23 protein-coding genes are annotated in these 24,745 nt (G+C 69.1%); 13 read left to right on the top strand and 10 right to left on the bottom strand.

Features of this window, described 5'->3' with window-relative positions; all coding sequences use genetic code 11:
- Positions 1–80 precede the first annotated feature (80 nt).
- Positions 81–317 (bottom strand): DUF2945 domain-containing protein, encoded by a 237-nt coding sequence (locus ACFJGU_RS05750; protein ID WP_382308450.1) that lies wholly within the window; start codon positions 315–317, stop codon positions 81–83.
- A 136-nt stretch (positions 318–453) separates the two neighbouring features.
- On the opposite strand from ACFJGU_RS05750, the gene ACFJGU_RS05745 reads away from it, so the two are divergent.
- Together ACFJGU_RS05745 and ACFJGU_RS05740 are read left to right on the top strand one after the other, a co-directional pair.
- A complete protein-coding gene (locus ACFJGU_RS05745; protein WP_382308448.1) occupies positions 454–1,044 on the top strand; it encodes an RNA polymerase sigma factor in 591 nt (196 codons plus the stop codon).
- Positions 1,041–1,814 carry a hypothetical protein gene (locus ACFJGU_RS05740; RefSeq protein WP_382308446.1) on the top strand — a complete coding sequence of 258 codons (774 nt, stop codon included), beginning with the start codon at positions 1,041–1,043 and terminating at the stop codon, positions 1,812–1,814. The genes ACFJGU_RS05745 and ACFJGU_RS05740 overlap by 4 nt, the downstream gene beginning before the upstream one ends.
- A gap of 80 nt (positions 1,815–1,894) precedes the next feature.
- Here ACFJGU_RS05740 and ACFJGU_RS05735 read toward each other — a convergent pair whose 3' ends face one another.
- Entirely contained in the window at positions 1,895–2,410 is a 516-nt protein-coding gene (locus ACFJGU_RS05735) for a hypothetical protein (RefSeq protein ID WP_382308444.1), read from the bottom strand.
- A 163-nt stretch (positions 2,411–2,573) separates the two neighbouring features.
- On the opposite strand from ACFJGU_RS05735, the gene ACFJGU_RS05730 reads away from it, so the two are divergent.
- From ACFJGU_RS05730 to argG, 5 genes are all read left to right on the top strand, one after another.
- The gene (locus ACFJGU_RS05730; RefSeq protein ID WP_382308442.1) at positions 2,574–3,230 is read left to right on the top strand and encodes a GntR family transcriptional regulator; all 657 of its coding nucleotides are present in this window, start codon (positions 2,574–2,576) and stop codon (positions 3,228–3,230) included.
- A gap of 253 nt (positions 3,231–3,483) precedes the next feature.
- The gene (locus tag ACFJGU_RS05725; protein WP_382308440.1) at positions 3,484–4,215 is read left to right on the top strand and encodes an ABC transporter ATP-binding protein; all 732 of its coding nucleotides are present in this window, start codon (positions 3,484–3,486) and stop codon (positions 4,213–4,215) included.
- Positions 4,216–4,217: 2 nt separating this feature from the next.
- Positions 4,218–5,048 (top strand): ABC transporter permease, encoded by an 831-nt coding sequence (locus ACFJGU_RS05720; protein ID WP_382308438.1) that lies wholly within the window; start codon positions 4,218–4,220, stop codon positions 5,046–5,048.
- Positions 5,049–5,103: 55 nt separating this feature from the next.
- Entirely contained in the window at positions 5,104–6,150 is a 1,047-nt protein-coding gene (locus tag ACFJGU_RS05715) for an ABC transporter substrate-binding protein (protein ID WP_382308436.1), read from the top strand.
- A gap of 83 nt (positions 6,151–6,233) precedes the next feature.
- Positions 6,234–7,661 (top strand): argininosuccinate synthase, encoded by a 1,428-nt coding sequence (argG, locus tag ACFJGU_RS05710; RefSeq protein ID WP_382308434.1) that lies wholly within the window; start codon positions 6,234–6,236, stop codon positions 7,659–7,661.
- Between the two features lie 146 nt (positions 7,662–7,807).
- On the opposite strand, the gene ACFJGU_RS05705 is transcribed toward argG, so the two are convergent.
- The 3 genes from ACFJGU_RS05705 to ACFJGU_RS05695 all read right to left on the bottom strand — a co-directional run bounded on the left by ACFJGU_RS05705 (position 7,808) and on the right by ACFJGU_RS05695 (position 12,216).
- A complete protein-coding gene (locus ACFJGU_RS05705; RefSeq protein ID WP_382308432.1) occupies positions 7,808–10,696 on the bottom strand; it encodes an FAD-binding and (Fe-S)-binding domain-containing protein in 2,889 nt (962 codons plus the stop codon).
- Between the two features lie 34 nt (positions 10,697–10,730).
- Positions 10,731–11,591: a HemK family protein methyltransferase gene (locus tag ACFJGU_RS05700; protein WP_382308430.1), complete on the bottom strand. Its 861-nt coding sequence runs from the start codon at positions 11,589–11,591 to the stop codon at positions 10,731–10,733.
- A 133-nt stretch (positions 11,592–11,724) separates the two neighbouring features.
- Entirely contained in the window at positions 11,725–12,216 is a 492-nt protein-coding gene (locus tag ACFJGU_RS05695) for a glutathione peroxidase (protein WP_382308429.1), read from the bottom strand.
- A gap of 86 nt (positions 12,217–12,302) precedes the next feature.
- Between ACFJGU_RS05695 and ACFJGU_RS05690 the strand changes: the two genes are divergently transcribed.
- Positions 12,303–12,863, top strand: coding sequence for a TetR/AcrR family transcriptional regulator (locus ACFJGU_RS05690; RefSeq protein ID WP_382308427.1), 561 nt, complete (start codon positions 12,303–12,305; stop codon positions 12,861–12,863).
- A gap of 34 nt (positions 12,864–12,897) precedes the next feature.
- On the opposite strand, the gene ACFJGU_RS05685 is transcribed toward ACFJGU_RS05690, so the two are convergent.
- Entirely contained in the window at positions 12,898–13,281 is a 384-nt protein-coding gene (locus tag ACFJGU_RS05685) for a hypothetical protein (RefSeq protein WP_382308425.1), read from the bottom strand.
- Between the two features lie 50 nt (positions 13,282–13,331).
- Entirely contained in the window at positions 13,332–13,577 is a 246-nt protein-coding gene (locus tag ACFJGU_RS05680) for a hypothetical protein (protein WP_382308424.1), read from the bottom strand.
- A 141-nt stretch (positions 13,578–13,718) separates the two neighbouring features.
- Between ACFJGU_RS05680 and ACFJGU_RS05675 the strand changes: the two genes are divergently transcribed.
- From ACFJGU_RS05675 to ACFJGU_RS05660, 4 genes are all read left to right on the top strand, one after another.
- On the top strand, positions 13,719–14,912 hold the full coding sequence (locus tag ACFJGU_RS05675; protein WP_382308423.1) for a MarP family serine protease: 1,194 nt from the start codon (positions 13,719–13,721) through the stop codon (positions 14,910–14,912).
- Positions 14,913–15,028: 116 nt separating this feature from the next.
- The gene (locus ACFJGU_RS05670) at positions 15,029–15,442 is read left to right on the top strand and encodes a VOC family protein (protein WP_382308422.1); all 414 of its coding nucleotides are present in this window, start codon (positions 15,029–15,031) and stop codon (positions 15,440–15,442) included.
- A gap of 37 nt (positions 15,443–15,479) precedes the next feature.
- A complete protein-coding gene (locus tag ACFJGU_RS05665; RefSeq protein ID WP_382308420.1) occupies positions 15,480–15,935 on the top strand; it encodes a DUF2269 family protein in 456 nt (151 codons plus the stop codon).
- 26 nt (positions 15,936–15,961) lie between these two features.
- A complete protein-coding gene (locus ACFJGU_RS05660) occupies positions 15,962–17,419 on the top strand; it encodes an APC family permease (RefSeq protein ID WP_382308418.1) in 1,458 nt (485 codons plus the stop codon).
- Between the two features lie 35 nt (positions 17,420–17,454).
- On the opposite strand, the gene ACFJGU_RS05655 is transcribed toward ACFJGU_RS05660, so the two are convergent.
- From ACFJGU_RS05655 to purS, 3 genes are read right to left on the bottom strand one after another with little or no spacing between them, the layout of a single operon-like run.
- Positions 17,455–18,000: an O-acetyl-ADP-ribose deacetylase gene (locus ACFJGU_RS05655; RefSeq protein ID WP_382308416.1), complete on the bottom strand. Its 546-nt coding sequence runs from the start codon at positions 17,998–18,000 to the stop codon at positions 17,455–17,457.
- A 22-nt stretch (positions 18,001–18,022) separates the two neighbouring features.
- Entirely contained in the window at positions 18,023–18,721 is a 699-nt protein-coding gene (gene purQ, locus ACFJGU_RS05650; protein WP_382308414.1) for a phosphoribosylformylglycinamidine synthase subunit PurQ, read from the bottom strand.
- The gene (gene purS / locus ACFJGU_RS05645) at positions 18,718–19,008 is read right to left on the bottom strand and encodes a phosphoribosylformylglycinamidine synthase subunit PurS (protein WP_382308413.1); all 291 of its coding nucleotides are present in this window, start codon (positions 19,006–19,008) and stop codon (positions 18,718–18,720) included. The genes purQ and purS overlap by 4 nt, the downstream gene beginning before the upstream one ends.
- A gap of 308 nt (positions 19,009–19,316) precedes the next feature.
- On the opposite strand from purS, the gene ACFJGU_RS05640 reads away from it, so the two are divergent.
- A complete protein-coding gene (locus ACFJGU_RS05640) occupies positions 19,317–24,713 on the top strand; it encodes an ExeM/NucH family extracellular endonuclease (RefSeq protein ID WP_382308412.1) in 5,397 nt (1,798 codons plus the stop codon).
- Positions 24,714–24,745: the final 32 nt, after the last annotated feature.

Raw genomic sequence — 24,745 nt, 5'->3', positions numbered from 1 at the left:
TCTCGCGCGCTCTGGCTATATTGTTCAACAAGTCGACTTATTGAACAAGTCCGATTGCGCGCGCGGCGTCGTGGACCAGGTCAGCCGCTCGACTTTTTGTGCTTCCGGAGCGCTTCGGGCTTGTGGACGGCCTCACGCCCGGACTTCGCGCTCTTCACGAGGAATTGCGGATCGTCCTCGGACGCGCGCACCGTGCGCCCGGCCGCCTCGGTGTCGGTGGTGATCTTCTTCTCGACCGTGCCGTAGGTCTCGGTGCCGTGCGTCGACCACGCGACCTCGTCGCCGCGAGACGGTTCGCGCTTGTCTTTACCTGCCATGGGCTCACGGTACGCCCGGGGCGGCGGAGGCGCCCGGCCGTTGTCAGGCCACGGCACCGACGCTGACGCGTTGACACTCTGAGCACCGATTCTTGGCGATCTGTAACATTCGCGGAGCGTGAGGACATATCAGGGTATGGAGCATGAAGAGGAATTCGCAGAGCCCACTCTGTGGATGCGAGGTCGCGCGGGCGATCAGGCCGCCTTCGGTGCCATCTTCGACCTGCACAAGGACCGCGTCTTCCGCCACGCGTTCCGGTTGCTCGCCGATCGCAGCGACGCCGAAGATGTCCTTGGCACGGTGTTCTTGGAGCTGTGGCGCAGGCGCGACGACGTTCACGTATCGGACGGTTCCATCCTCCCGTGGCTGTTGGTGACCACGACGAACACGGCGATGAACCTGCAGCGCGCGACTCGGCGCTATCAACACCTGCTGAGCAGGGTTCCCCATGAACCTCCCGGTCTCTCGGCCGAAGAGAACGCATTCCTCCAGGCCGAGGAGCTCGACCCCGAATTGAGGAATGCCATCCGCTCGTTGAATCTCATGGATCAGGGACTTCTCACCCTGGTTGTGATCGAGGATTACGCGATCACGGATGCCGCGACCGCCCTCGGTATCCGAGTCGGCACAGCGCGGACGCGTCTCTCACGCCTCAAAGCCAGACTCCGCGCCAACCTGAGGAACGTCTCCGCGCAGAGCCTCGCCGTCGAAGGGAACCGATCATGAACGACCTCAGGGTCAGGCCCGCTTACGCTGACGCTCTTCGAGTTGTGCTGTTGGAGAATGTCGCCGCCAAGAAGCCTGCGCGTAAGCGACGGTGGTGGCTCGGCGTCACCGCCGCCACCGTTCTCGCCGCCTCCGGGACGGCTGGCGTGGCTGTGGCGCACCTGGCCGCACCGCCCGGCACGCCGATCGTCACCGAGTTCAGCGAGCAGGTCAGTGGCACCTTCACCGGCACCGGCACCCTCGATCTCGGCCCTGTGCCTTCGGGCGCGAACGGCATCGAGGTCACGGTCACCTGCCTCACGCCGGGACTGTTCACCCTCGGCGAGTTCGACAGCCTGGTCTGCGGTAACGGGGATGACAACAGCGTTTCGTGGGGCGTGGTGCCACTCACTCTCGACCAGCAACGCACTGTGACCATCGAAACAACCCCGGAGGTGAAGTGGTCGATCGTTGCCCGATTCACTCAGACGATCGACACCGACTGGGGCGTGAACGAGGCGGGACAGACGTTCGGCGCGCCGAAAGGGGCTGACAACCCGGATCTGGTGCCCGTCTCGGCCACCAATTGCCTACGTGGATACGCGTACGCCGCGGATCTCGAAGCGCCAGGTCCGGACGGCATGACCTGGGACGAAGCACAGGAGTACATCAACGGCGCGAACCGATTCGACCGCTCCATTCCTGTCTACAAGTCGGACGGCAAGACAGTCATCGGCGAGATCATCGACCCGGGAACCGACTCGTCTCCCATCACCATGCATTGCGAGTAACGGGTCGAGACGTCTGTGCGGATCCTGCAACTGGCTCCGCCGTTTGCTGCGGCATCAGACCCTCGAGCGGTCGGGTCGAATCAGCTCGCCGTGCAGAGGACGAGGGTGTTGACGACCTTCGCCGTGCTCTTCGCTCCGGTGGCGATGTAATCCGCGGGGAGGGTGGTGGCGGCATTCAACGTGAACGCCACCGACGTCGACAGGGTGGTGCGGAACGCGATGGTCGCTCCCCCGGGGACCGCGCCCGTGATCGTGATCAGTCGGCTGGTGCCCGACAGCACGGCGACGGAGGCGGTGCCGGAGCCGGAGACCGAGAAGACCCCGATGTTGGCGACTCCGGAGCCGGTGACCAGGATGGTGGTGCCGACCGGAATGCCGCCCGGGCCGGCCGTCAGGATGAAACCGGGCCCCAGTACCCCGGGCGTGCCGCAGGCGCCGTTGAGTGAGTACGCACCCACTTCGATGTCGGACGCGGCGGCAGCCGGCGTCGCGACGGCGAGTGCCACCACCGGCACCGACCAGGCCGCTCCTCGAAGAAGGGCGCGTCGGTCGACGCCCCGCTTGGGCTCTGCTGAAGTCTCTGTGGCTCCCGCCATGACTACCCCCGTGTGTCGTTCTCGTGATGTTCGATGTCGCTGGAACGATCTTTGCAGTGCGGCCGAGCCGGATTCAAATCGACGACCGGCTCGACGGTGCGACGGCGCTCGACGAGCCGCCAATAGACTTGATGACCACCGCCGCCCGCCCGGAAGGAGTCCCATGAGCCGCGAGATCACGGCCGTCTCCGTGGTGGATGCGGTGGGTGACGACCTGCGTCGCCGCCTCTTCGCGGGCGAACTCGCCGGCGGCACCGCGCTGACTGAGGCGATGATCGCGTCGGAGTATTCCATCTCGCGGTCGACCGGCAAGGCGGCGGTCGAGAAGCTCGTCACGGAGGGCCTCCTGCAACGCGGTACCCACAAGACCGCGCGGGTTCCGGCACTCGGCCCCGACGACGTGCGCGACATCTACGGCACCCGGCTCCGGCTCGAAGGGGAGGCGCTGCGCGAGCTCGCGGCGCAGAAGCGCGTTCCCGAGGCCGCGACGGAGGCGAACGACCGCGTGCGCGCATCCGGAACCGGCCCGGCGCTGGATTCGGTCGGACCCGACATGCGGTTCCACGCGGCCCTCGTGCAGGCGGTCGGGAGCCCCCGTCTCGAACGGATGTATCGCTCGCTCGTCGACGAGGTGCGCCTGTGCATGGCGCAGGTGCAGGGCCGAAGCCTGCTCGCGGTCGAGCAGATCGCCGACGAGCACCAGCAGATCCTCGAGAGCATCGCGGCCGGGGACGCCGAGCAGGCCGTCGACCGCTTGCGCGGTCACCTCAGCCGGGCCAGCGACCGGCTCGCCGAGGCGATCGGCGCGCTCGAGCGCTGAGCCTGTTCGTGGCGGCCGTCTGAGCCGTCGCGCCCGGCGTGGGATGCCCGTCGCCGGTCGCGCACGAGGCCGTGCCCGGTGCGCGACCGATATTACGACCGTGTTTCGACCGTGCTAAATCTCCCCCGAAAGGGTTGTGGCCGTCCGCTTCGACCGACATCCTATCTTTAGGCGATAAAACGTCCTCAACATGTAATAAATACGCTAGGGGTGGCGAATGACGGTCTCAGGCATATCCGCGCGGGGAATCGGGATGGCCTTCGGGTCGACAGTGGTGCTCGATCACCTGGACATCGACGTACCGGCCGGAGGTTTCGTGACTCTGCTGGGTCCGTCGGGCTGCGGCAAGAGCACGCTCTTGAAGATCCTGGGCGGCATCCTGACCCCCACCGTGGGCGAGGTGATGATCGGCGACGCCCCCGCCAAGCAGGCGGTGGCCGCCAAGCAGATCGGCCTCGTGCTGCAGCGCCCGGCCCTCGTGCCGTGGAAGACCGCACGAGAGAACGTGGCCATGCTCCGTTCCATCGCCGGCAAGGGCAAAGCACGCGACCGGGCCGTGGATGACGCCCTCGAACTCGTCGGCCTCGCCCACGCCGCAGGGCGCTACCCGCACCAGCTCTCCGGCGGCATGGCGCAGCGCGTCTCCATCGCACGCGCCCTCGCGATGGACCCCGCCATCCTGCTGATGGACGAGCCCTTCGGAGCCCTGGATGCGATCACCCGCGACTCCATGAACGAGACGCTCGCGTCGATCTGGGCCGCGACCGGCAAGACCATCGTGTTCGTCACGCACTCGATCGGCGAGGCCGTGTTCCTCTCCGACACGGTGAACGTCATGGGCGTCAACCCCGGCCGCATCATCGACCGGATGACCATCGAGATCGACCGGCCCCGACGCGCCGACTTGCTCGACAGCGCCGAGTTCACCGGCTACTCGACCCGGTTGCGCGAACAGCTGATCGTTCCCCAGCAGGTAGGAGTGTGACCATGACGGCAACCGTTCCGGCCCGCCCGGCGCCCCTCACCGCCGGCGCGCCGACGTCGTCCTGGCGCCTCCGCTGGTCAAAGCTCTGGCCACCGCTCCTCGTGGCCGTCATCGTGGTGGTGGCCTGGGAGCTCGCGGTCGACGTCTTCGACGTCTCGAGCTACATCATCGCGACGCCCAGCGAGATCGCCGCCGAGATCGTCTCGAATTGGCAGCTCCTGCTCACGAACACCTGGGTCACCACGCAAGAGGTGGTGTTCGGGTTCCTCATCAGCATCGTCGTGGGCGTCGCCCTCGCGCTCGCGGTGGTGCGCTTCCGCTTCCTCGACCGGGCGATCTATCCGCTCATCGTGCTCTTCCAGGTGGTGCCGAAGGTGGCGCTCGCCCCGATCTTCATCCTCTGGTTCGGCTACTCGATGACGCCGAAGCTGGTGCTGATCGTCGTGATCGCCTTCTTCCCGATCACCCTCAACATGGTGCTCGGGCTGCGGCGGACGGATGAGGACCTCCTGCTCCTGATGAACTCGGTGGGCTCCAGCAAGAACGAGATCCTCGCCCGCATCCAGGTGCCCACCTCGCTGCCGTACCTCTTCGCCGGTCTCCGGATCGCCATCACACTTGCCGTCATCGGCGCGGTGGTGGCCGAGTTCGCCGGGTCGCAGAACGGGCTCGGGCACCAGATCCAGTTCGCCTCGACCCAGCTCGACACGGCCCAGATGTTCGCGGCCCTCCTCTTCGTCTCGGTGCTCGGACTCGTCCTCTATTACCTGGTCGGTCTCGTCGAGTTCCTGTTCAAACGGCGCTTCCCGCACCTCGCCCTCGCCGACGTCTGACGTCGCCGGACGGCACCCCGCACCACACCCTCATCCACCCTTCCGAAGGAGAACCATGTCACGAACCACGAAAGCACTCGCCCTCACCGCCTCGGTGGGCCTGCTCGCCGGCCTCGCCGCCTGTTCCTCCGGGAGCAGCGGATCGGAGGCCTCCTCGGCGGCTCCGGCCGACGCCGACCACATCACGATCCAGCTCGACTACCAGCCGCGCGGACTGCACGCGCCCCTGTTCGTGGCCGACGAGAAGGGCTTCTTCGCCGACGAGGGCATCGTGGTCGACGACATCCTCACCGGCGCCGGATCGGGCGACACCCTCCGTCTGGTCGGTCAGGGCCAGGGCGACTTCGGCGTGGCCGACCTGCCCACCCTCGTGGTGGCGCGGTCGCAGGGCGTTCCGGTGAAGGCTCTCGCCGCGACCAACCAGACCTCGCCCCTCGCCATGTGCGCCAAGGCCGACAAGTTCACGCTCGACACCCCCGACGACCTGAAGGGCCTCTCCGTCGGTGTGCAGGCATCCGGTTCGACCTACGTCTTCTACAAGGCGCTGCTGGCCGCCAACGGCATCGACGCGAGCGCCCTCACCGAGCTCTCGGTGAGCCCGCCCTACGAGAGCTACCTGGTGACCGACCAGGTCGACACCGTGCCCTGCTACACCGACGCCGAGGTACCCATCCTCGAGGAGGCCGCGGGCGAGCTCAGCATCCTGATGGGCTCCGACTTCGGCTACGACACCTACGGCACGGGGATCTTCACGAGCGACGAGATGATCGAGAAGAACCCCGACCTCGTGCAGCGCTTCATCAACGCCTACCTCAAGGGCCTGCAGGCCACCATCGACGACCCCGAAGAGGCCGCGGGCATCCTCGCCGCCTCCGACCCGCAACTCGCCGGTAACGAGGAGCTCTACACCGAGCAGATCCAGGCCGACATCGACAACACCTTCACCAGCGCCGACACGGATGCCGACGGCCTCGGCACCATGAACGACGAGACCTGGCAGAAGACGATCGACATGCTGTTCGAGCAGAAGGTCATCGAGAGCGAACCGACCGTCGCCGACGTGCAGGACCCGCAGTTCGTGTCGGCGGACACGACGGACTGACGCCGGTAGGGGCAGGCGACGGGGGTGCCGCCGGAAGGCACCCCCGTCCGTCTGCGTCCTCCGCGTTCGATACGCTGGAACCCATGTCCAAGGTCCTCACCAGTCTTCCCGTCGGCGAGCGCGTCGGCATCGCGTTCTCCGGGGGTCTCGACACCTCCGTCGCCGTCGCCTGGATGCGCGAGAAGGGCGCCGTGCCGTGCACCTACACGGCCGACCTCGGGCAGCCCGACGAGCCCGACGTCGAGGCGGTTCCCGGCCGCGCCGGAGAGTACGGCGCCGAGATCGCGCGCCTGGTCGACTGCCGCGCCCCGCTGGTCGAAGAGGGGCTCGTGGCGCTCGCCTGCGGCGCATTCCACATCCGCTCCGGTGGCAAGACCTACTTCAACACGACGCCGCTCGGCCGCGCCGTCACCGGAACGCTGCTCGTGCGGGCGATGAAGGAAGACGACGTCGAGATCTGGGGCGACGGATCGACCTACAAGGGCAACGACATCGAGCGGTTCTACCGCTACGGCCTGCTCGCCAACCCGCGCCTGCGCATCTACAAGCCCTGGCTCGACGAGGCCTTCGTCACCGAGCTCGGCGGCCGCACCGAGATGAGCGAGTGGCTCGTCGCGCGCGGCTTCCCGTATCGTGCTTCGGCCGAGAAGGCCTACTCCACCGACGCCAACATCTGGGGCGCCACCCACGAGGCCAAGACGCTCGAGCAGCTCGACACGGGCGTCGAGATCGTGGAGCCCATCATGGGCGTGCCGTTCTGGCGCGACGACGTGGAGATCGCATCCGAGGTGGTCACCGTGACCTTCGAGGCCGGTCGTCCGGTCGCCCTGAACGGCGTCGAATACACGGATGCCGTGGCCCTCGTCCTCGAGGCCAACGCCATCGGTGGCCGTCACGGCCTGGGCATGAGCGACCAGATCGAGAACCGCATCATCGAGGCGAAGTCGCGCGGCATCTACGAGGCGCCGGGCATGGCCCTGCTGCACATCGCCTACGAGCGCCTGCTCAACGCCATCCACAACGAGGACACGGTGGCGAACTACCACGTCGAAGGCCGCCGCCTGGGCCGGCTCATGTACGAGGGTCGCTGGCTCGACCCGCAGTCGCTCATGCTGCGCGAATCCATCCAGCGCTGGGTCGGCTCGGCCATCACCGGCACGGTCACCCTCAAGCTCCGCCGCGGCGACGACTACTCGCTGCTCAACACCGAGGGCCCGGCGTTCAGCTACCAGCCCGACAAGCTCTCGATGGAGCGCGTCGGCGACGCCGCGTTCGGCCCGCTCGACCGCATCGGGCAGCTCACCATGCGCAACCTCGACATCGCCGACAGCCGCGCACGGCTCGAGCAGTACGCCCGCCAGGGCATCGTCGGCGGCGCCACGGCCCAGCTCCTCGGCGAGCTCGAAGAGGGCGAGGCCGCCTCGATCAGCGCCGGACCCACCGAGACCTCGCTCGAAGCGGCGACGGATGCGGCCAACGAGGCCGCCGCCTTCGACCTCGGCACCGACTGAGGTCGCCCGCCTCCGCTTGATACGCTTGCACCACCCACAGATTTGGAGAGGCACATGGCCGAAATACTGCTCGGCGTCGTCGGACTGATCACCCTCGTCGGCGGCGTGCTCGGCGTCATGGCGATCGTCGAGATGGTGCGCTCGCCCTACAAGGGCTGACCAGCCTCGGGCTCGGCGCCGGCCGGCAGGGCTGCGGCCAGCAGTTCGGCCAGGTGCAGCCCCTTCGCGCCGCCCAGCTGATCGGCCTGCGTGCGGCACGACAGGCCGTCGGCGAGGAAGACGCTTCCCTCGGGCGCCGCGCGCAGCCCCGGCAGCAGCGAGTTCTCCGCCACCGCGACCGACACCTCGTAGTGTCCGCGCTCCATCCCGAAGTTGCCGGCCAGGCCGCAGCATCCGCTCAGCACCGTCGTGGTGGCGCCGAGCGACCGCAGCAGGCGTTCGTCGGGGCCGAAGCCCATGACCGCGTGCTGGTGGCAGTGCGGCTGCACCACCACCGTGGTGTCACCGAGGCTGGGCGCCACCCACGCGGCGCCCGGACCCACCGGTTCCGGCGCGGCGAGCAACTCGGCGAGCGTATACGTGGCGGCGGCGACGTCTTTCGCGCGGGCGTCCCCGGGCAGCAGTTCGAGCAGGTCGGAGCGCAGCACGGCCGTGCACGAGGGTTCGAGGCCGAGGATCGGGATGCCCTCGGCCACGAACGGATGGAACGCCTCCACCAAGTGCGCCAGCTTGGTGCGCGCTCCGGCGAGCTGGCCGGTGGTGATCCAGGTGAGCCCGCAGCAGACCGACTGCGAGGGCACCACGACCTCGTAGCCCGCCGACTCCAGCACCGAGACGGCGGCCCGGCCGATGCTCGGCGAAAAGTTGTCGGAGAAGGTGTCGACCCAGAGCAGCACGCGTTTGCGGGAGAGTTCGCCCGGCGCGGATGAGCCCGGCCCGCGCCGCTTCCACCAAGTGCGGAACGGATGCCGTGCGAACCGCGGGATGGCACGCCGCGCATCCATCCCGCCGGCCACGAGCGCGAGCTTCTCGAGTGCCCGCACCGAGAGGGCGGCGTTGGCGACGGCGGACATCCGGGTCGCCAACCGGGCCCAGCGCGGCATCCAGCCCAGCGTGTAATGCGTGACGGGGCGGAGACGACCGCGGTAGCGCCGGTGCAGCACCTCCGACTTGTAGGAGGCCAGGTCGACGCCGGCGGGGCAGTCGCTCGCGCAGGCCTTGCAGGAGAGGCAGAGGTCGAGCGACTCCTGCACCTCGGGAGCGGCCCAACCGCCCTCGATGAGCGTGCCGTTGATCATCTCCTGCAGCACCCGGGCGCGGCCGCGGGTCGAGTCCTTCTCGTCGTTCGTGGCGAGGAAGCTCGGGCACATGAACCCGCCCGACGCGGAGTTGTCGGCCCGGCACTTGCCCACCCCCACGCAGCGGTGCACGGCGGCGGTGAAGTCGCCGTCGTCGTGCGTGAACGCCATCCCGTTCACCGCGACGACCGGCAGGACGTGCGGGCGCCGCAGATCGGTGTCGACGGATGCCGGGTGCACCACGACGCCCGGATTCAGCACGTCGCCGGGGTCGAACAGCTGCTTGAACCCGGCGAAGAGGTCGAGCATCCGGGGTGAGTACATGTGGCGCAGCAGGTCGCTGCGGGCGCGGCCGTCGCCGTGTTCGCCGGAGAGCGAGCCGCCGTGCGACGCGATGAGGATCGCGGCGTCCTCCATCAGCGAGCGCAGCACGTCGCCGTTCGTGTCGAGGGGGATGTCGAGGCGCACGTGCACGCATCCGTCGCCGAAATGGCCGTAGGGCAGGCCCTGCAGACCGTAGCGGCCGAGCAGCGCTTCGAAGTCGCGCAGGTAGGTGCCGAGACGCTCCGGGGGGACTGCGGCGTCTTCGATTCCGGGCCAGGCCTGATGGTTGGCGGGGGTGCGGCCGGCCAGGCCCGCCCCGTCTTCGCGGATGCGCCAGAGCGCGCGGGCCTCGGGTCCGGGGGGAAGGATGCGCACGGCGCTCGTCCCGGCGTCGCGGGCGAGCAGTTCCGCGCGGTCGAGCGCGTCGCCGGGTTCGCGGTCGGCGACCTCCACGAGGAGCCATCCGCCGCCTGCCGGAAGGTCGGGGGCGGCAGCGGGGCCGCTGTGTCGCACGACGGCGTCGATGAGGCGCGAATCCAGGCCTTCGATCGCCATCGGTCGGTGGGGCAGCAGGGCGGGAACGGCATCCGCTGCGCTCGGCATGTCGGGGTAGCCCAGGACAACGAGCACCGGGTCTCGCGGCACGTCGACCAGGCGCACGGTGGCGCCGAGTACGGCGACGCAGGTGCCCTCGGTGCCCACGAGTGCCTTGGCGAGGTCGCGCCCGTTCTCGGGCAGGAGGTGCTCGAGCGAGTAGCCCGAGATCTGGCGGCCGAAGGAGCCGAGCTCGGTGCGGATGACGTCGAGGTTGGCGTTCACAAGGGCGTCGAGGCCGACGACGTGCTCGATGCGGGATGCCGCGCCGGAGCCCCGGGCCGCGGTGAAGCGTCGGCCGCGCCCGTCGGCCACGTCGAGCGAGACGACGTTGTCGGCCGTGCGCCCGAAGGCGAGCGCGCGCGGGCCGCAGGCATTGTTGCCGATCATGCCGCCGAGGGTGGCGCGTGCCCAGGTGGAGGGATCGGGGCCGAAACGGAGGCCGTGCGGCGCGGCGGCGCGCTGCAGGCTGCCGAGCGTGGCGCCGGGTTCGACGACGGCCGTGCGTGCCTCCGGGTCGATGGCGATCACGCGATTCAGGTGTCGGGAGAGGTCCATCACGATGCCCGGTCCGATCGCGTTGCCGGCCACGGAGGTGCCGCCGCCACGTGCGGTCAGTGGGACGGCATCGGTGCGGGCGAACTCCACCAGGGCGGCGATTTCGTCGACGTCGCGGGGGAACACCACGACCTCGGGGACGACGCGGTAGTTCGAGGCGTCGCTGGAGTACTCGGCGCGGCGACGGCGGCTGTCGTCGACTTCGGCGAGGCCGCTCTCGCGGAGTCGCGCGGCGAGGTCGCGGGCGATCGCCGTCGTCATGAGAGCATGCTACGCCGTGCCGCGTGCCGCGTGCCTAGGCGGGTCGGCGGGCGCCGATCACGACCGTGGCGTCGAGGTCGTCGTCGTGGACGATTCGCGGGGACAGGCCGGCCGCCGTGAAGAGCGCCGCGGTCCCCGGTGCTTGGGCCTCGCTCGTCTCGATCAGGAGGTGACCGGTGGCGGAGAGCCAGCCGGGCGCATCCGTGATCACCCGGCGCTGCACGTCGAGGCCGTCGTCGCCGCCATCGAGCGCCAGGCGCGCCTCGTGCAGCCGCGCTTCGGGCGGCATGGTGGCGATGGCGTCGCTCGGAACGTAGGGGGCGTTGACGACCAGGATGTCGATGCGTCCGCGGAGGTCGTGCGGGAGGGAGGCGTAGAGGTCGCCTTCGAAGACGTGTGCCGGGTCGGGGAGGTTGCGGCGCGCGCTGCGCGCGGCGGCGGGATCGATGTCGGCGGCGTAGACGGTCACGCTTTCTGCCCCGGCCGCCGTGGGTGCCGTGGCCGGGCCGTTCGGAGCCGGGCGCGGTGTGTCGTCGTCGACCGCGGCCCGCGTTGCAGCGGCGATCGCCGCGCCCACGGCCGCCGACCCGCAGCAGAGGTCGAGCACCACGGCGCCGGGATGAACGAGCCGCACCGACTCCTTCACGAGCAGCTCGGTGCGGCGGCGCGGAACGAAGACACCCGGATCGACCGCGATCCGCAGCCCCGCGAACTCCGCCCAGCCCAGGATGTGCTCGAGCGGCAGTCCGTCGACGCGGAGTGCGAGCATGCGCTCCAGCTCTGCCGGGGAGTCCGCTGCCTCGAGCAGCAGAGCCGCCTCGTCTTCGGCGAACACGCACCCGGCCGCACGCAGCCGCGTCACGACCGCGTCGAAGGGGAGGGGGATGTCGCTCATGCGAGCCACACTCTACGCCCGCGACGTCACCCCGCGAGCAGCGTAGCGATTTCGGGAGGAGGAAACGCGAACGAACCCCTGTGTGAGCGGTCGTTCCCGTTTCCTCCTCCCGAACGGGAGGACGACGGCGCGGCTACGCCTGCGCGGGCAGCGACGACTCGATCAGGGCCACGATCTCGGGCGCGTCCGGCTCGACGGTGGGGCGGAAGCGGTGCACCTGGCCGTCGGGCGTGATCACGAACTTCTCGAAGTTCCACTTCACCCGCCCGGCCTTGCCCGCGGCATCCGGCGTCTTCGTCAGCTCGCCGTAGAGCGGATGTGCCGACTTGCCGTTCACCTTCACCTTGTCGAACATCGGGAACGTCACGCCCCAGGTGGTGGAGCAGTATTCCTTGATCTTGTCGGTGTCGGAGAGCTCCTGCAGGAACTGGTTGCTCGGGAAGCCGAGCACGGTGAACCCGCGGTCGCCGTAGGTCTTCTGCAGCTGCTCGAGCTTCTCGTACTGCGGCGCCAGGCCGCAGCGCGACGCCACGTTCACGATGAGCTTCACCGGCGCGTAGTCGGCCAGGGTCGTGGTGGTTCCGTCGATGGTGGTGAGGGGGATCTGGTTGAGGTTCTCGGTCACGAGCTCTTCTTTCGATCAAGGGGGGCGTCCGGTAGACTTACCAGTAACCCTACTGCTGTCGAATCGGGTCGAGAAAGAGGCTTCCGATGCGTGAGCGGATACTCGAAGCGGCCTCGGAGCTTTTCTACGCCGAGGGGTTCCGGGCGGTGAGCGCCGAGAAGATCATCGCGCGCGTCGGCACCACGAAGGTCACCTTCTACCGGCACTTCCGCTCGAAGGACGACCTGATGGTGGCCTACCTCGAGCGCCGCGCCGCCGAGGAGCGCGCGGCGATCGACGAGGTGCTCGAGGCCGCCGGCGGCGACGCGCAGAAGGCCCTCGCCCGGGCGATCGACGCTCTGATGGCTGCGGCCTGCCAACCGGGTTACCGGGGCTGCCCCTTCATCAACGCGGCGGCCGAGTACGCCGATCCGGAGCATCCGGTGCGCCTCGTCGTGGCTGCGCACCGGCGCTGGCAGCTGCAGGCCTTCGAGCGCCTGCTCGCGTCGATCGGTGTCGACGACCCGGCCGCTGCTGCGGGCGAACTCATGCTGCTCCGCGACGGCGCCGCCGTGGGCGGTTACCTCGACGACCCGGATGCGGTGGCTCGAGCACTCGCCACGGCCGGTCTGGCGATCGTGCGCGCCCGCTCCGCCGCCTTCGCCTGAGCCCGGCGACCCGCGCCCGGAGAGGGCGGAGTGTCTAGGCCAGGAACGTCCGGGCGATGTCCAGGATCGCGGTGCCGAAGGAGAGGAGTAGCAGGAAGCCGCCCACCACGATGCCCGCGACGGCTCGTCCGCGGCCCCGGAGCGCTCCGCTCGCGGTCTCGCGGAGTCCCAGCACGCCGAACGCGAGCGCCAGCGCGAACAGAGCCAGCACGACGAGCGGATGGATGACCACGAGGCTCCAGGCGAGCACCGGAGAGGTGCCCGGGCCCACCAGCGACATCGTGAGCGTGTTCAGCACCACGTTGGCGAGAACGATGAAGAGCGCGAACGCGAGCGAACGCGATGCGGCCTTGCTCGACGGCACCTTCGGCTCCGGCGTGGGCAGCGAGGCGCTCTTCGGCGTGGTGTATCCCGACATCCCGTCAGCTTATCGACAGCTGACGATGTGTCCGCACGCGCAAGGCTGCGCTAGCGGGCTCCGTCTTCGCTGTACGGGGTGCGGGACGGATCGGCGTCTTCGGGCGTGGAACCGTCATCCGGGTCGTTCGCCCCGATGGCCTCGCCGAGGTCGCGCACCGCGCCGCCGATGACGCCTGCGGGTGTGGTCGGCGCATCGGGATCGATCGTTCCCCCGTCGTCGCCGTGCAATCCCTCGACCAGACCGTTCGTCTGATCGAAGGGCTCGCCCGCGGTGGGGGTCTTGTCGTCGCTCATCGCCGTCTCCCTCGACTCGTGTCGTCGCGGCGGCCACGGCGTCGTGCTCCCAGTGAACGCCCGGTCCGGTAGGGCGGCAACGGGCGCACCGGCGGCAGTTCGACGCGTGTCTCCCAGGTGCGCTGAATAGCATGTGCGGCAATGGACACCATCGTCGACATCGTGCTGATCGTGATCGCCCTGCTCGCCGTGCTGAGCGGATGGCGGCGCGGTGCGCTGGTGACCGCCGCCTCGCTCGCGGGCATCATCGCGGGAGCGCTGCTCGCCACGGTCGTGGCCCCGCCCGTGGTCGACTGGCTCGCCGGGCTGGGGTGGAGCAACGCCCTCCAGCGCACCGTCGCGGCGGGGGTGCTGCTGCTTCTGTGCATGGCGGCCGCCGTCGGTGTGCTGACCCTCGTCGCCGGACTGCTCCGGCGCGTGATCGGCTCCGTGAAGATCGGCCGGGGGCTCGATGCGATCGGTGGCGCCGTGCTCGGACTGCTCACCTGGGGTGTCGTGGTGTGGCTGCTCGCCGGGTTCCTGCAGACCACGGGCATCCTGCCCGTCACCCAGGTCGTGGCCTCCTCCCGCGTGGTCTCGACGCTCAACACGCTGTCGCCGGTGCCCTCGTCCACCGCGCTCGGAACCCTGAACGCCGCACTCGGCGACTCCGGGTTCCCGCAGGTGTTCGCGTTCGGTCCGGAGAGCATCCAGGCCGCTCAGCCGCCGGACCCCGCCATCCCGGATGCCGTGAACGCCGCCGCCGGAAGTGTGGTGCGGGTGCTCTCCTCCGCTCCGTCCTGCGGCTCCGACGCCGAGGGCAGCGGATGGGCGGTGGCGGCCGACCGCATCGTCACGAACGCCCACGTCGTGGCCGGCTCGCAGGAGCTGTTCGTGCAGGTCGGCGGGGTCGGCGAACTGCTGCCCGCGGAGCTCGTGGTCTTCGACCCGGTGCGCGACCTCGCCGTGCTCGAGGTGCCCGGTCTGCCCGTGGCGCCGCTGCCGCTCGGAACCGAGCTCGGCGCATCCGATTCGGCGGTCGTCGCCGGCTACCCCGAGAACGGCGGCTACTCCGTGGTGCCGGCGCGCGTGCGCGAGGTGACGGATGCGGTGGGTCGCGACATCTACGAGCAGGGCGAGGTGACGCGCGAGATCTACTCGCTGCGCGGCACCGTGCGGCCGGGCAACTCGGGCGGACCGTTGTTCGACGAGGCCGGCAGCGTGGTGGGCGTGGTGTTCGCGCGCTCGACCATCGATCCGGAGACCGGATACGCCATGACGCTCGACGAGATCGCCCCCGTCGTGGCGGCGGCCGGGGCCTCCGATCCGGTGTCGTCGGGGGCCTGCGCGGCCTGAGCGGACGGGGAGTCGTCCACTGTTCACGAAAGCATGTGTACGGCGTCCACATTCTCTGTTATCGTGCTCTCGTCGCCACCCGATCGGGGTGGTCGACCGACCTGGAGGAATCCGCCATGAGCACCGTTCTGAACCCGTACATCAACTTCCGAGGCCAGGCGAAGGAGGCGGGCGAGTTCTACCAGTCGGTCTTCGGCGGCGAGCTGACGGTCAGCACCTTCGACGACTACCAGATGGCCCACGACCCGAGCGAGGGCGGCCTGGTCATGCACTCCCAGCTCACCACGCCCGGCGGCCTCACTCTGATGATCTCGGATGTGCCGAAGGACATGGAGTACAAGCCCGGCAACAACATCAGCGTCTCGCTGAGCGGCGACGACGAAGCGGAGCTGCACGGCTACTTCGACAAACTCGCCGAGGGCGGCACGATCGGCGTGCCTCTCGAGAAAGCTCCCTGGGGCGACAGCTTCGGCCAGCTCGTCGACAAGTACGGCATCGGCTGGCTCGTCAACATCGCCGGCGCGAAGTAGTCCCGACCGGCGCGGGGAGCATCGCTACCCTGGAGGCATGGAAACTCTCTTCTCCGTCTTGCACGTCGTCGGCGCGGTGTTCATCGTCGGGCCGATGGCCATCCTGCCGATGACCGCACTCCGCGCCATCCGCTCCGGCAACGCCGCTCAGGTGCGCACACTGGCGAAGTCGACCATGATCTTCAGCTACCTCTCGCTCATCGTCTTCGTGCTGGGCTTCGGTCTGGTCGGGATGGCCGACGAGAAGTACGCGCTGTCGGTCACGACGCCGTGGGTGCTGTGGTCGATCATCGCCTACGTCGTGGCGATCGTGCTGAACCTCGTGCTGGTGGTCCCCGCGATGCGGCGTGCCGGCGCGGCGATGCAGCCGGCAGCGGCGACGGCGGGGGGCGAGGGTGCGGCCCGGGCCGGGTACCCCGTGATCAGCGCCGGCTCCGGCATCGTCAGCCTGCTCCTCGTGCTCGTCGTCGTGCTGATGGTCTGGAAGCCGTAGACGCGATTCGGGGGCATGCTGGGGGCATGACGACGACAGCGCAGTCGACCGGTCGGCCGGAGACGCAGCCAGAACTCAAGAAGGTGATGGGGCCGAAGCTCCTGTTGCTGTTCATCATCGGCGACATCCTCGGCACCGGGATCTACGCCCTCACCGGGCAGGTGGCGGCAGAGGTGGGCGGCGCGGCCTGGGTGCCGTTCCTCATCGCCTTCGTGGTGGCGACCATCACGGCCTGCTCCTATCTCGAGCTCGTCACGAAGTATCCGCAGGCGGCCGGCGCTGCGCTGTACGCGCACAAGGCTTTCGGCATCCACTTCGTGACCTTCTTGATCTGCTTCACGGTGATGTCGTCGGGCATCACCTCGGCGTCGGCCGCGGCCGGCGCGTTCGCGAGCAACTTCGCGATCGGATTCGGGTTGGGTGACGGACCGGGGCTGGCGCTCGTCGTCGCGCTGGCGTTCATGATCCTCATCGCCGCGGTCAACCTGCGCGGGGTGGCCGAGAGCGTCGGACTCAACGTCGTGCTGACGCTGGTGGAGCTGTCGGGGCTGCTCCTGGTGATCTTCATCAGCCTCTTCGCCATCTTCGGCGGACAGGCCGATTTCTCGCGGGTGGTGGCCTTCGCCACGCCCGACGACAAGAACGTGTTCCTGGCCATCTCGACGGCCACGTCGCTCGCGTTCTTCGCGATGGTGGGGTTCGAGGACTCCGTCAACATGGCCGAGGAGACGAAGAACCCGTCGAAGATCTTCCCGAAGGTGATGCTCACCGGCCTCGGCATCACGGCGGTGATCTACGTGCTGGTGTCGATCGTCGCCGTCGCGATCGTGCCGGTGGGGGAGCTGGCCGGCAACGACACCCCGCTCGTCACCGTCGTGCAGACAGCGGCGCCGGACTTCCCGATCTCTGCGCTCATCCCGTTCATCTCGCTGTTCGCGGTGGCGAACTCGGCGCTCATCAACATGATGATGGCGAGCCGGCTGCTCTACGGCATGAGCAAGCAAGGGGTGCTGCCGCCCTTCCTGTCGAAGGTGCTGCCCGGGCGGCGCACTCCTTGGGCCGCCATCCTCTTCACCACGGTGATCGCGCTGGGGCTGACCTCCTATGTGTCGATCGACCCCGCGAATCCGATCGCCGTGCTGCTCGGTGGCACCACGTCGCTGCTGCTGCTCGCCGTGTTCTCGGTGGTGAACGTCTGCGTGCTGGTGCTGCGCCGCAACCGTGTCGAGCACAAGCATTTCCGCACCCCGACGGTGCTGCCGGTGATCGGGTCGGTCGTGTGCATCGCGCTGGTGCTGCCGTGGACCTCGGGGCGGCCGCCGGAGCAGTACGTGATCGCCGGCATCCTGCTGGTGCTCGGCATCGTGCTCTGGCTCATCACCTACCTGCACCGCCGCGCGAGCGGTTACGGAGCCGCCGAGCTCGACACGAAGGCGCTCGCCGCGGTCGAGAAGGACCCGGGCGAGGTCGACCGCAAGGGGTGATGTTCAGAACCGCAAAGCTCCGGCCCTCTGGCGGCCTATTCGGCTCGGAACCCGTCAGGTTTGCGGTTGTGGACGTCGAGCGCGGTGCGGAACGAGGCGAGCATGGCGTCGCTGAAGAGCGCGAAGCTCACGGCGCCCTCGAACCCCGAGCCGAGCACCGTCTCCACGGCGATGCGAGCCGCGTCGTCGGCCGGCCAGCCGTAGACGCCGGCGCTGACCGCCGGGAAGACGACGGATGCCGCGCCGAGCTCCCCCGCCACCTCGAGTGACCGGCGGTACGCCGACTCGAGCACCGCCGACCGGTCGTCGCGCGCGCTCCACATCGGTCCGACGGTGTGGATGACCCACTGCGCCGGCAGCCGCCCGGCGGTCGTGGCCACGGCATCCCCCGCCGGCATCCCGTCGGGGAAGCGCGTGCGGCGGAGTTCTCGGCACTCGTCGAGGATGCTCGGTCCTCCCGCGCGGTGGATCGCTCCGTCGACGCCGCCTCCGCCCAGCAGCGAGCTGTTGGCGGCGTTGACGATGGCGTCGGCGGCCACCTTCGTGATGTCGGCCCGGAGCAGGGTGATGTCGGCGATCATGCGGCCGACCCTACGCCCGTTCTCAGGCGGCGAGCAGGCTGCGCAGGGCTGAGGTGAACATGGCCAGACCGTCGACTCCGGAGCGCATGGCGACCGGGGTGTCGGGGCCGAAGCCGGGCTCGATGGCGTGCTCGGGGTGCGGCATCAGGCCCACCACGTTGCCGCGCTCGTTGGTGACGCCCGCGATGTCGTTGAGCGACCCGTTCGGGTTCACGCCCACGTAGCGGAAGGCGACGAGACCCTCGCCCTCGAGTCGCTCCAGGGTCTCGGCCGAGGCGATGTAGCCGCCCTCGCCGTTCTTCAGCGGAACGGTGATCTCCTGGCCGGTCTCGTAGGCGTTCGTCCACGCCGTCGAGGTGTTCTCGACGCGGAGCACCTGGTCGCGGCAGATGAACGACCCGTGGTCGTTGCGGATGAGCCCGCCGGGCAGCAGGTGCGCCTCGGTGAGCATCTGGAACCCGTTGCAGATGCCGAGCACCGGCACCCCGCGCTCGGCGGCGGAGACGACCTCGCGCATGATGGGGGAGTGGGAGGCGATGGCGCCGCAGCGCAGGTAGTCGCCGTAGCTGAAGCCGCCGGGCAGCACCACGGCGTCGACGCCCTGGAGATCGTGGTCGCCGTGCCAGAGGGCCACGGCCTCGGCGCCGGCGAACCGCACGGCGCGCTGGGCGTCGCGGTCGTCGAGCGAGCCGGGGAAGGTGATGACGCCGACGCGGGTCACGCCAGGGCTCCGGATGCCGCCGCGCTGTGTGCTCCGTTGCCGTCGACGACTGTGATGCCCACGACGTCTTCGATCACCGAGTTCGACAGCAGTTCGTCGGCGATCTCGCGCACGGAGGCGAGCACCGTCTCGTCGACCGGTCCGTCGACGGTGAGCTCGAAGCGCTTGCCGACGCGCACGTCGGAGAAGGTGTCGTTGCCCAGACGGGAGAGGGCTCCGGCCACGGCCTTGCCCTGGGGGTCGAGAAGTTCGGCCTTCGGCATGACGTCGACGACGATTTTCGGCACGGGGTGCTCCTGCGGATCGAGCGGGAAAGAAGTCCTCCCAGTCTACCGGTGGCGATCGCGCCCGAGGCTCGGAGAGCCGCGAGGGTGAAATCGCGGGTTCCGACCCCTGTTCGAGGGTGAAATCGGCCGAATCGGCCTGTCAATGCCTTGCCGTCAAGAGAGGTACCGAATAGCATTTTGCCCCCCGAGGGGGTGACAAAACGTCAGTTCTTCTTAATTAACCTCCGCGAAATGTTTACTCTTTCTTTCGTTACGGTCGGGCTCCTAACATGACGGAATCCCTGTGATCCGCGAGCTCTAGGAGATCCATGTCAAAGTCAGCGTCGAGGTCCGTCAAAGCGGCCCTCGCGACCGTCCTCGGGGGAGCGCTCGTCGCAGCACCCCTCATCGGGGTCGCGTCATCCGCGTCCGCCAGTGTCGACGGAACCGGTGTCGTGATCAACGAGGCGTACCTCAAGGGAGGGAGCGCGGGCGCACCCTTCAACAAGAAGTTCATCGAGCTGTACAACCCGGGAGACACTGCCGTCTCCCTCGACGGGTGGTCGCTGCAGTACCGCTCGGCCACGAAGGCCGACGCTGCGAACGTCGCCCCCCTCTCCGGCAGCATCGCCGCCGACGGCTACTTCCTGGTGCAGGTGAACGGCAACGGCGCGACCGGCGCCGCACTGCCCACGCCCGACCTCGACCTGGGCGGCACGATCAACCCCTCCGGCACGACCGGAACCCTCTTCCTCGCCGACACCACCGAGGCGCTCACCCCGCCGACGGGATCGGTCACCGCCGCCGACGACGACATCGTCGACCTGCTCGGCTACGGCGCCTCGAACACCTTCGAGGGTGCGGTCGTGCCCGTCGACGGTCCGAACGGCACGCCGAACTCCCTGACCCGAGCGGGCTTCGCCGACTCGGACGACAACTCGGCCGACTTCGACACGGCCACCGACGTGACCCCGCAGAACTCGGCGGGCACCGACCCGACCGATCCCACGGATCCGACCGATCCCACCGATCCGACCGACCCGACGGACCCCACCGACCCGGCGACCCACACCATCGCCGAGCTCCAGGGCACCACCGACACCTCGCCGTTCGCCACCACCCCGGCGCCCACCGTCACCACCACCGGTGTGGTCACGGCGGACTACGCCACGGGCGGTTTCAACGGCTACTACGTGCAGACCCCGGGCACCGGTGGCGCCGTCGATCTCGGCACGCACACCGCGTCCGACGCGATCTTCGTCTACTCCGCGAGCACGGCCGGATCCGTCGCCGTGGGCGACTACGTGCAGCTCACCGGTACGGTCTCCGAGTTCCAGGGCCTCACCGAGCTCAACGTCACCTCGGCCGACGGCCTGGTGAAGCTCGACGCCTCCACGGTGACCGCGCCGACGCCGGCCACGGTCTCCCTGCCGGGCGACGCCGCCCAGCGCGAGTCGCTCGAGGGCATGCTGCTCGCCCCGCAGGGCGCATTCACGGTGAGCAACACGTACTCCACCAACCAGTACGCCGAGATCGGTCTCGCCTCGGGCACCTCCCCGCTGCTGACCCCCACCGAGATCGCTCGTCCGGGCAGTGCCGAGTACGCCGCGGCCGTGGCCGACAACGCCGCCCGCGCCGTGACGCTCGACGACGGTGCCAGCATCAACTTCCTCGGCGCGGACGCGAACAAGGACATCCCGCTGCCGTACCTCACCGCGAACCCCGCGATCACGGTCGGCTCCGCGGTGACCTTCACGGCACCGGTCGTGCTCGACTTCCGCAACGGCATCTGGAAGTTCCAGCCCACGACCCCGCTCACCGCCGAGGGCACGGCTCCCGCCACGTTCTCGAACGTGCGCGCCGCGGCTCCCGCCGAGGTGGGGGGCGACATCCAGATCGCCGGCTTCAACGTGCTGAACTACTTCACCACCACCGGTGACGAGCTCTCCGGATGCTCGTACTACACCGACCGCGACGGCGACCCGGTGACCGTGAACACGGGCTGCGACGCCCGCGGCGCGGCCGAGGATGAGGATCTCGCCCGCCAGCAGGCGAAGATCGTCGCCGCCATCAACGGCCTCGGCGCCGAAGTGGTGTCTCTCGAGGAGATCGAGAACTCGGTCAAGTTCGGCCTCGACCGCGACGACGCGCTCAGCACGCTGACGGATGCGCTGAACGCCGCGCTGCCGGAGGGCGAAGGGGAGTGGGAGTTCGTCCCGTCACCCGACGCCTCCGAGCTGCCGCCGGTCGCCCAGCAGGACGTCATCCGCACCGCCTTCATCTACAAGAAGGACGTCGTGGAGCCGGTGGGCGACTCGCACGTGCTGCTCGACCCGGCGTTCGCGAACGCCCGGCAGCCGCTCGCTCAGGAGTTCGAGCCCGTCGACGGCGGTGAGGATGACGCGTTCATCGCCATCGTCAACCACTTCAAGTCGAAGGGTTCCGGATCGGGCGCCGATGCCGACCAGGGCGACGGTCAGGGTGCGTCCAACGCGTCCCGCGTCGCTCAGGCCAACGCGCTGCTCGCCTTCTCGAGCCAGCTGCAGACCGACCTCGGTACGAGCGACGTCTTCCTGATCGGTGACTTCAACGCCTACTCGAAGGAAGACCCGGCCGTCGCCATCACCGACGCGGGCTACGTCGACCAGGGTGGGAAGACCGGCAAGTACAGCTACTCGTTCGACGGCGCATCCGGTTCGCTCGACCACGTGTTCGCCTCGGCCTCGGCCGACGCGAAGGTGTCGGGCGTCGACATCTGGAACATCAACTCGGGTGAGTCGATCGCGCTGGAGTACAGCCGCTTCAACTACAACGCGACGAACTTCTACGACGAGAGCGTCTACCGCTCCAGCGACCACGACCCCGTCGTGGTGGGCTACTCGTTCGGCGAAGCGGAGCCGTCGACCGTCGATCTCAACCTGATCGACATCAACGACTTCCACGGTCGCATCGACGCCAACACGGTGAAGTTCGCCGGCACGGTGGAGCAGCTGCGCGCGGCGGGCGGCGAGGACAACACGCTCTTCGTCTCCTCGGGCGACAACGTGGGAGCCTCGCTCTTCGCGTCGTCGTCGGCGCAGGACCAGCCCACCATCGACGTGCTGAACGCCCTCGACCTCGCGACGAGCGCCGTGGGTAACCACGAGTTCGACCAGGGCTACACCGATCTGGTCGACCGCATCATGGGTCCGGACGGCTCGCCGAACGCGAAGTGGGACTACCTCGGTGCCAACGTCTACGACAAGGGCACCACGACTCCGGCGCTGCCCGAGTACGCCCTCGAAGAGGTCGACGGCCTCACGATCGGCGTGATCGGAACCGTCACGAAGGAGACCACCTCCCTCGTGTCGCCCGGTGGCATCACCGAGCTCGACTTCGGTGACCCCGTCGACGCCACCAACCGCGTGGCGGCTCAGCTCACCGACGGCGACGAGTCGAACGGCGAGGCCGACGTCATCATCGCCAGCTACCACGAGGGCGCCGGAGCCGGCACCCCCGATGGCGCCACCCTGGAGCAGGAGGTCGCGGCCGGCGGCGCGTTCGCCAAGATCGTGACCGAGACCTCGGCCGCGGTCGACGCGATCTTCACCGGCCACACGCACAAGCAGTACGCGTGGGACGGCCCGATCCCGGGTGTCGAGGGCAAGACGCGCCCCGTGCTGCAGACCGGCGAATACGGCAACAACGTGGGCAACGTCGTGCTCACCCTCGACGCCGCCACGGGTGACGTCGAGAGCTACACGGCGAAGAACGTGGCCCGCACCACCGCCGATGACGCCGCCCTGGTGGCGCAGTACCCCCGCGTCGCGGAGGTCAAGTCCATCACCGACGCGGCCATCGCGGCCGCTGCCCTGATCGGCAACCAGCCGGTCGGGTCGGTGACGGCCGACATCACCACGGCGTTCTCGGGCGGAAGCTACGGCCCCGACGGGAAGTACACCGGCGGCAACCGCGACGACCGCGCCTCGGAGTCGACCCTGGGCAACCTGGTGGCCGACTCGCTCGTGACGAGCCTCAGCTCGCCCGACCGCGGCGGTGCGACGATCGGCGTGGTGAACCCGGGCGGTCTGCGCGACGAACTGCGCTACGCCGGAAACACCGCGACGAACCCGGCCAACACCGACGGCGTCGTGACCTTCGCCGAGGCGAACGCGGTGCTGCCCTTCGTGAACAACCTCTGGACCACGAGCCTCACCGGTGCGCAGTTCAAGACCGTTCTCGAGCAGCAGTGGCAGACGAACGCCGACGGCACCATCCCGTCGCGTCCGTTCCTGAAGCTCGGCCTCTCGGACAACGTGCAGTACACCTTCGACGGCAGCCGCCCCCAGGGCGACCACGTGACGGGCATCTGGATCGACGGCGCGCCGATCGATCCGGCCGCCTCGTACCGCATCGGAACGTTCAGCTTCCTCACCACGGGTGGCGACAACTTCCGTGAGCTCGCCAAGGGTGCGCAGGCCCGCGACTCCGGTCTCATCGACCGCGACGCGTGGATCGCCTACCTCAAGGCGAACCCCGGCCTCACGCCGGAGTTCGACCGCAAGGCCGTCGAGGTGAAGAACGCGCCCACCGAGCCCGTGTTCGCCGGATCGACGGTGACCTTCGACGTGTCGGGTCTCGACCTGACGTCGCTCGGCAGCCCGAAGAACACGACGCTCACGGCGACCTGGACCGGATCAGCGGCGACGTTCGACCCGATCCCGGTGGTGAACGGTGCGGCCAGTGTTTCGCTCGCGATTCCGGCCGACGCGGCCGCCGGCGGTGGCGAGTTCGTGCTCACCGCGCAGCCGAGCGGCACCGTGGTGCACGTCGCCGTGTCGGTCAAGCAGATCGAGACCGACCGGATCGCCGGGGCGAACCGCTACGAGGTCGCGGTCAACACCTCGAAGGAAGGCTGGCCCACGGGCTCCGACACGGTCTACGTGGTGTCGGGCGAGGTGTTCCCGGATGCCCTGTCCGCGGCTCCCGCTGCGGCCGCGGCGGGCGCACCGATCCTGCTGACCACGGCGAACGGTCTGCCCGACGTCGTGAAGGCGGAACTCCAGCGGATCGACCCGTCGAAGATCGTGATCGTCGGCGGCCCGAAGTCGGTGAGCGCCTCCGTCGAGACGACGCTCAAGACGATCGCCGACGACGTGACGCGCATCGCCGGGGCCGACCGCTTCGAGGTGTCGCGGAACGTCGCCGCGGCGGCCTTCCCCGACGGCACACCGTTCGCGGTGCTCGCCACCGGAGCGACCTTCGCCGACGCCCTCTCGGCGGGAGCGGCGGTCGATGGCGCCGGACCGGTCATCCTGGTCGACGGATCGAAGCAGTCCCTCGATTCCTCGACCTCGGCCCTGCTGACCGACCTCGATGTCGCCGACATCGTGATCGCCGGCGGCCCGGCGTCGGTGTCCTCGGGCATCTACGAGGACTCGTGGTCGATCACCCACACGGTGCGACTGGGTGGCGCGGACCGCTACGCGGTGTCGCGCACGGTGAACGCGCACTTCTTCGAGAAGGCGGACCGGGTGCTCATCGCCACCGGCGTCACCTTCCCGGATGCGCTCGCCGGCTCGGCCTTCGGTCCGAAGATCGACGCTCCGCTGTTCACGGTGCCCGGCACCTGCATCCCGGCCGACACGCTGGCGCAGATCCGCGACCTGGGTGCCGAGCGGGCGACGCTCCTGGGTGGCCCGAACTCGCTCACGGAGGCAGTGGCCGACCTCACGGTCTGCCAATAGGGCGGTAACGCACCGAATCCGGGGCACCGAGG

The organism is Herbiconiux sp. UC225_62 (assembly GCF_042694625.1).
GTDB lineage: Bacteria > Actinomycetota > Actinomycetes > Actinomycetales > Microbacteriaceae > Herbiconiux.
This window is presented reverse-complemented; position numbering and strand designations above follow the sequence as displayed.

Coding starts and splice junctions, on each gene's coding strand:
- ACFJGU_RS05715 (WP_382308436.1), top strand. CDS start 5,104: ATGTCACGAACCACGAAAGCACTCGCCCTCACCGCCTCGGTGGGCCTG.
- ACFJGU_RS05675 (WP_382308423.1), top strand. CDS start 13,719: ATGGACACCATCGTCGACATCGTGCTGATCGTGATCGCCCTGCTCGCC.
- ACFJGU_RS05665 (WP_382308420.1), top strand. CDS start 15,480: ATGGAAACTCTCTTCTCCGTCTTGCACGTCGTCGGCGCGGTGTTCATC.
- ACFJGU_RS05660 (WP_382308418.1), top strand. CDS start 15,962: ATGACGACGACAGCGCAGTCGACCGGTCGGCCGGAGACGCAGCCAGAA.
- ACFJGU_RS05720 (WP_382308438.1), top strand. CDS start 4,218: ATGACGGCAACCGTTCCGGCCCGCCCGGCGCCCCTCACCGCCGGCGCG.
- ACFJGU_RS05680 (WP_382308424.1), bottom strand. CDS start 13,577: ATGAGCGACGACAAGACCCCCACCGCGGGCGAGCCCTTCGATCAGACG.
- ACFJGU_RS05690 (WP_382308427.1), top strand. CDS start 12,303: ATGCGTGAGCGGATACTCGAAGCGGCCTCGGAGCTTTTCTACGCCGAG.
- ACFJGU_RS05725 (WP_382308440.1), top strand. CDS start 3,484: ATGGCCTTCGGGTCGACAGTGGTGCTCGATCACCTGGACATCGACGTA.
- ACFJGU_RS05745 (WP_382308448.1), top strand. CDS start 454: ATGGAGCATGAAGAGGAATTCGCAGAGCCCACTCTGTGGATGCGAGGT.
- ACFJGU_RS05730 (WP_382308442.1), top strand. CDS start 2,574: ATGAGCCGCGAGATCACGGCCGTCTCCGTGGTGGATGCGGTGGGTGAC.
- argG (WP_382308434.1), top strand. CDS start 6,234: ATGTCCAAGGTCCTCACCAGTCTTCCCGTCGGCGAGCGCGTCGGCATC.
- ACFJGU_RS05735 (WP_382308444.1), bottom strand. CDS start 2,410: ATGGCGGGAGCCACAGAGACTTCAGCAGAGCCCAAGCGGGGCGTCGAC.
- ACFJGU_RS05700 (WP_382308430.1), bottom strand. CDS start 11,591: ATGAGCGACATCCCCCTCCCCTTCGACGCGGTCGTGACGCGGCTGCGT.
- ACFJGU_RS05640 (WP_382308412.1), top strand. CDS start 19,317: ATGTCAAAGTCAGCGTCGAGGTCCGTCAAAGCGGCCCTCGCGACCGTC.
- ACFJGU_RS05685 (WP_382308425.1), bottom strand. CDS start 13,281: ATGTCGGGATACACCACGCCGAAGAGCGCCTCGCTGCCCACGCCGGAG.
- ACFJGU_RS05740 (WP_382308446.1), top strand. CDS start 1,041: ATGAACGACCTCAGGGTCAGGCCCGCTTACGCTGACGCTCTTCGAGTT.
- ACFJGU_RS05670 (WP_382308422.1), top strand. CDS start 15,029: ATGAGCACCGTTCTGAACCCGTACATCAACTTCCGAGGCCAGGCGAAG.
- ACFJGU_RS05705 (WP_382308432.1), bottom strand. CDS start 10,696: ATGACGACGGCGATCGCCCGCGACCTCGCCGCGCGACTCCGCGAGAGC.
- ACFJGU_RS05750 (WP_382308450.1), bottom strand. CDS start 317: ATGGCAGGTAAAGACAAGCGCGAACCGTCTCGCGGCGACGAGGTCGCG.
- ACFJGU_RS05655 (WP_382308416.1), bottom strand. CDS start 18,000: ATGATCGCCGACATCACCCTGCTCCGGGCCGACATCACGAAGGTGGCC.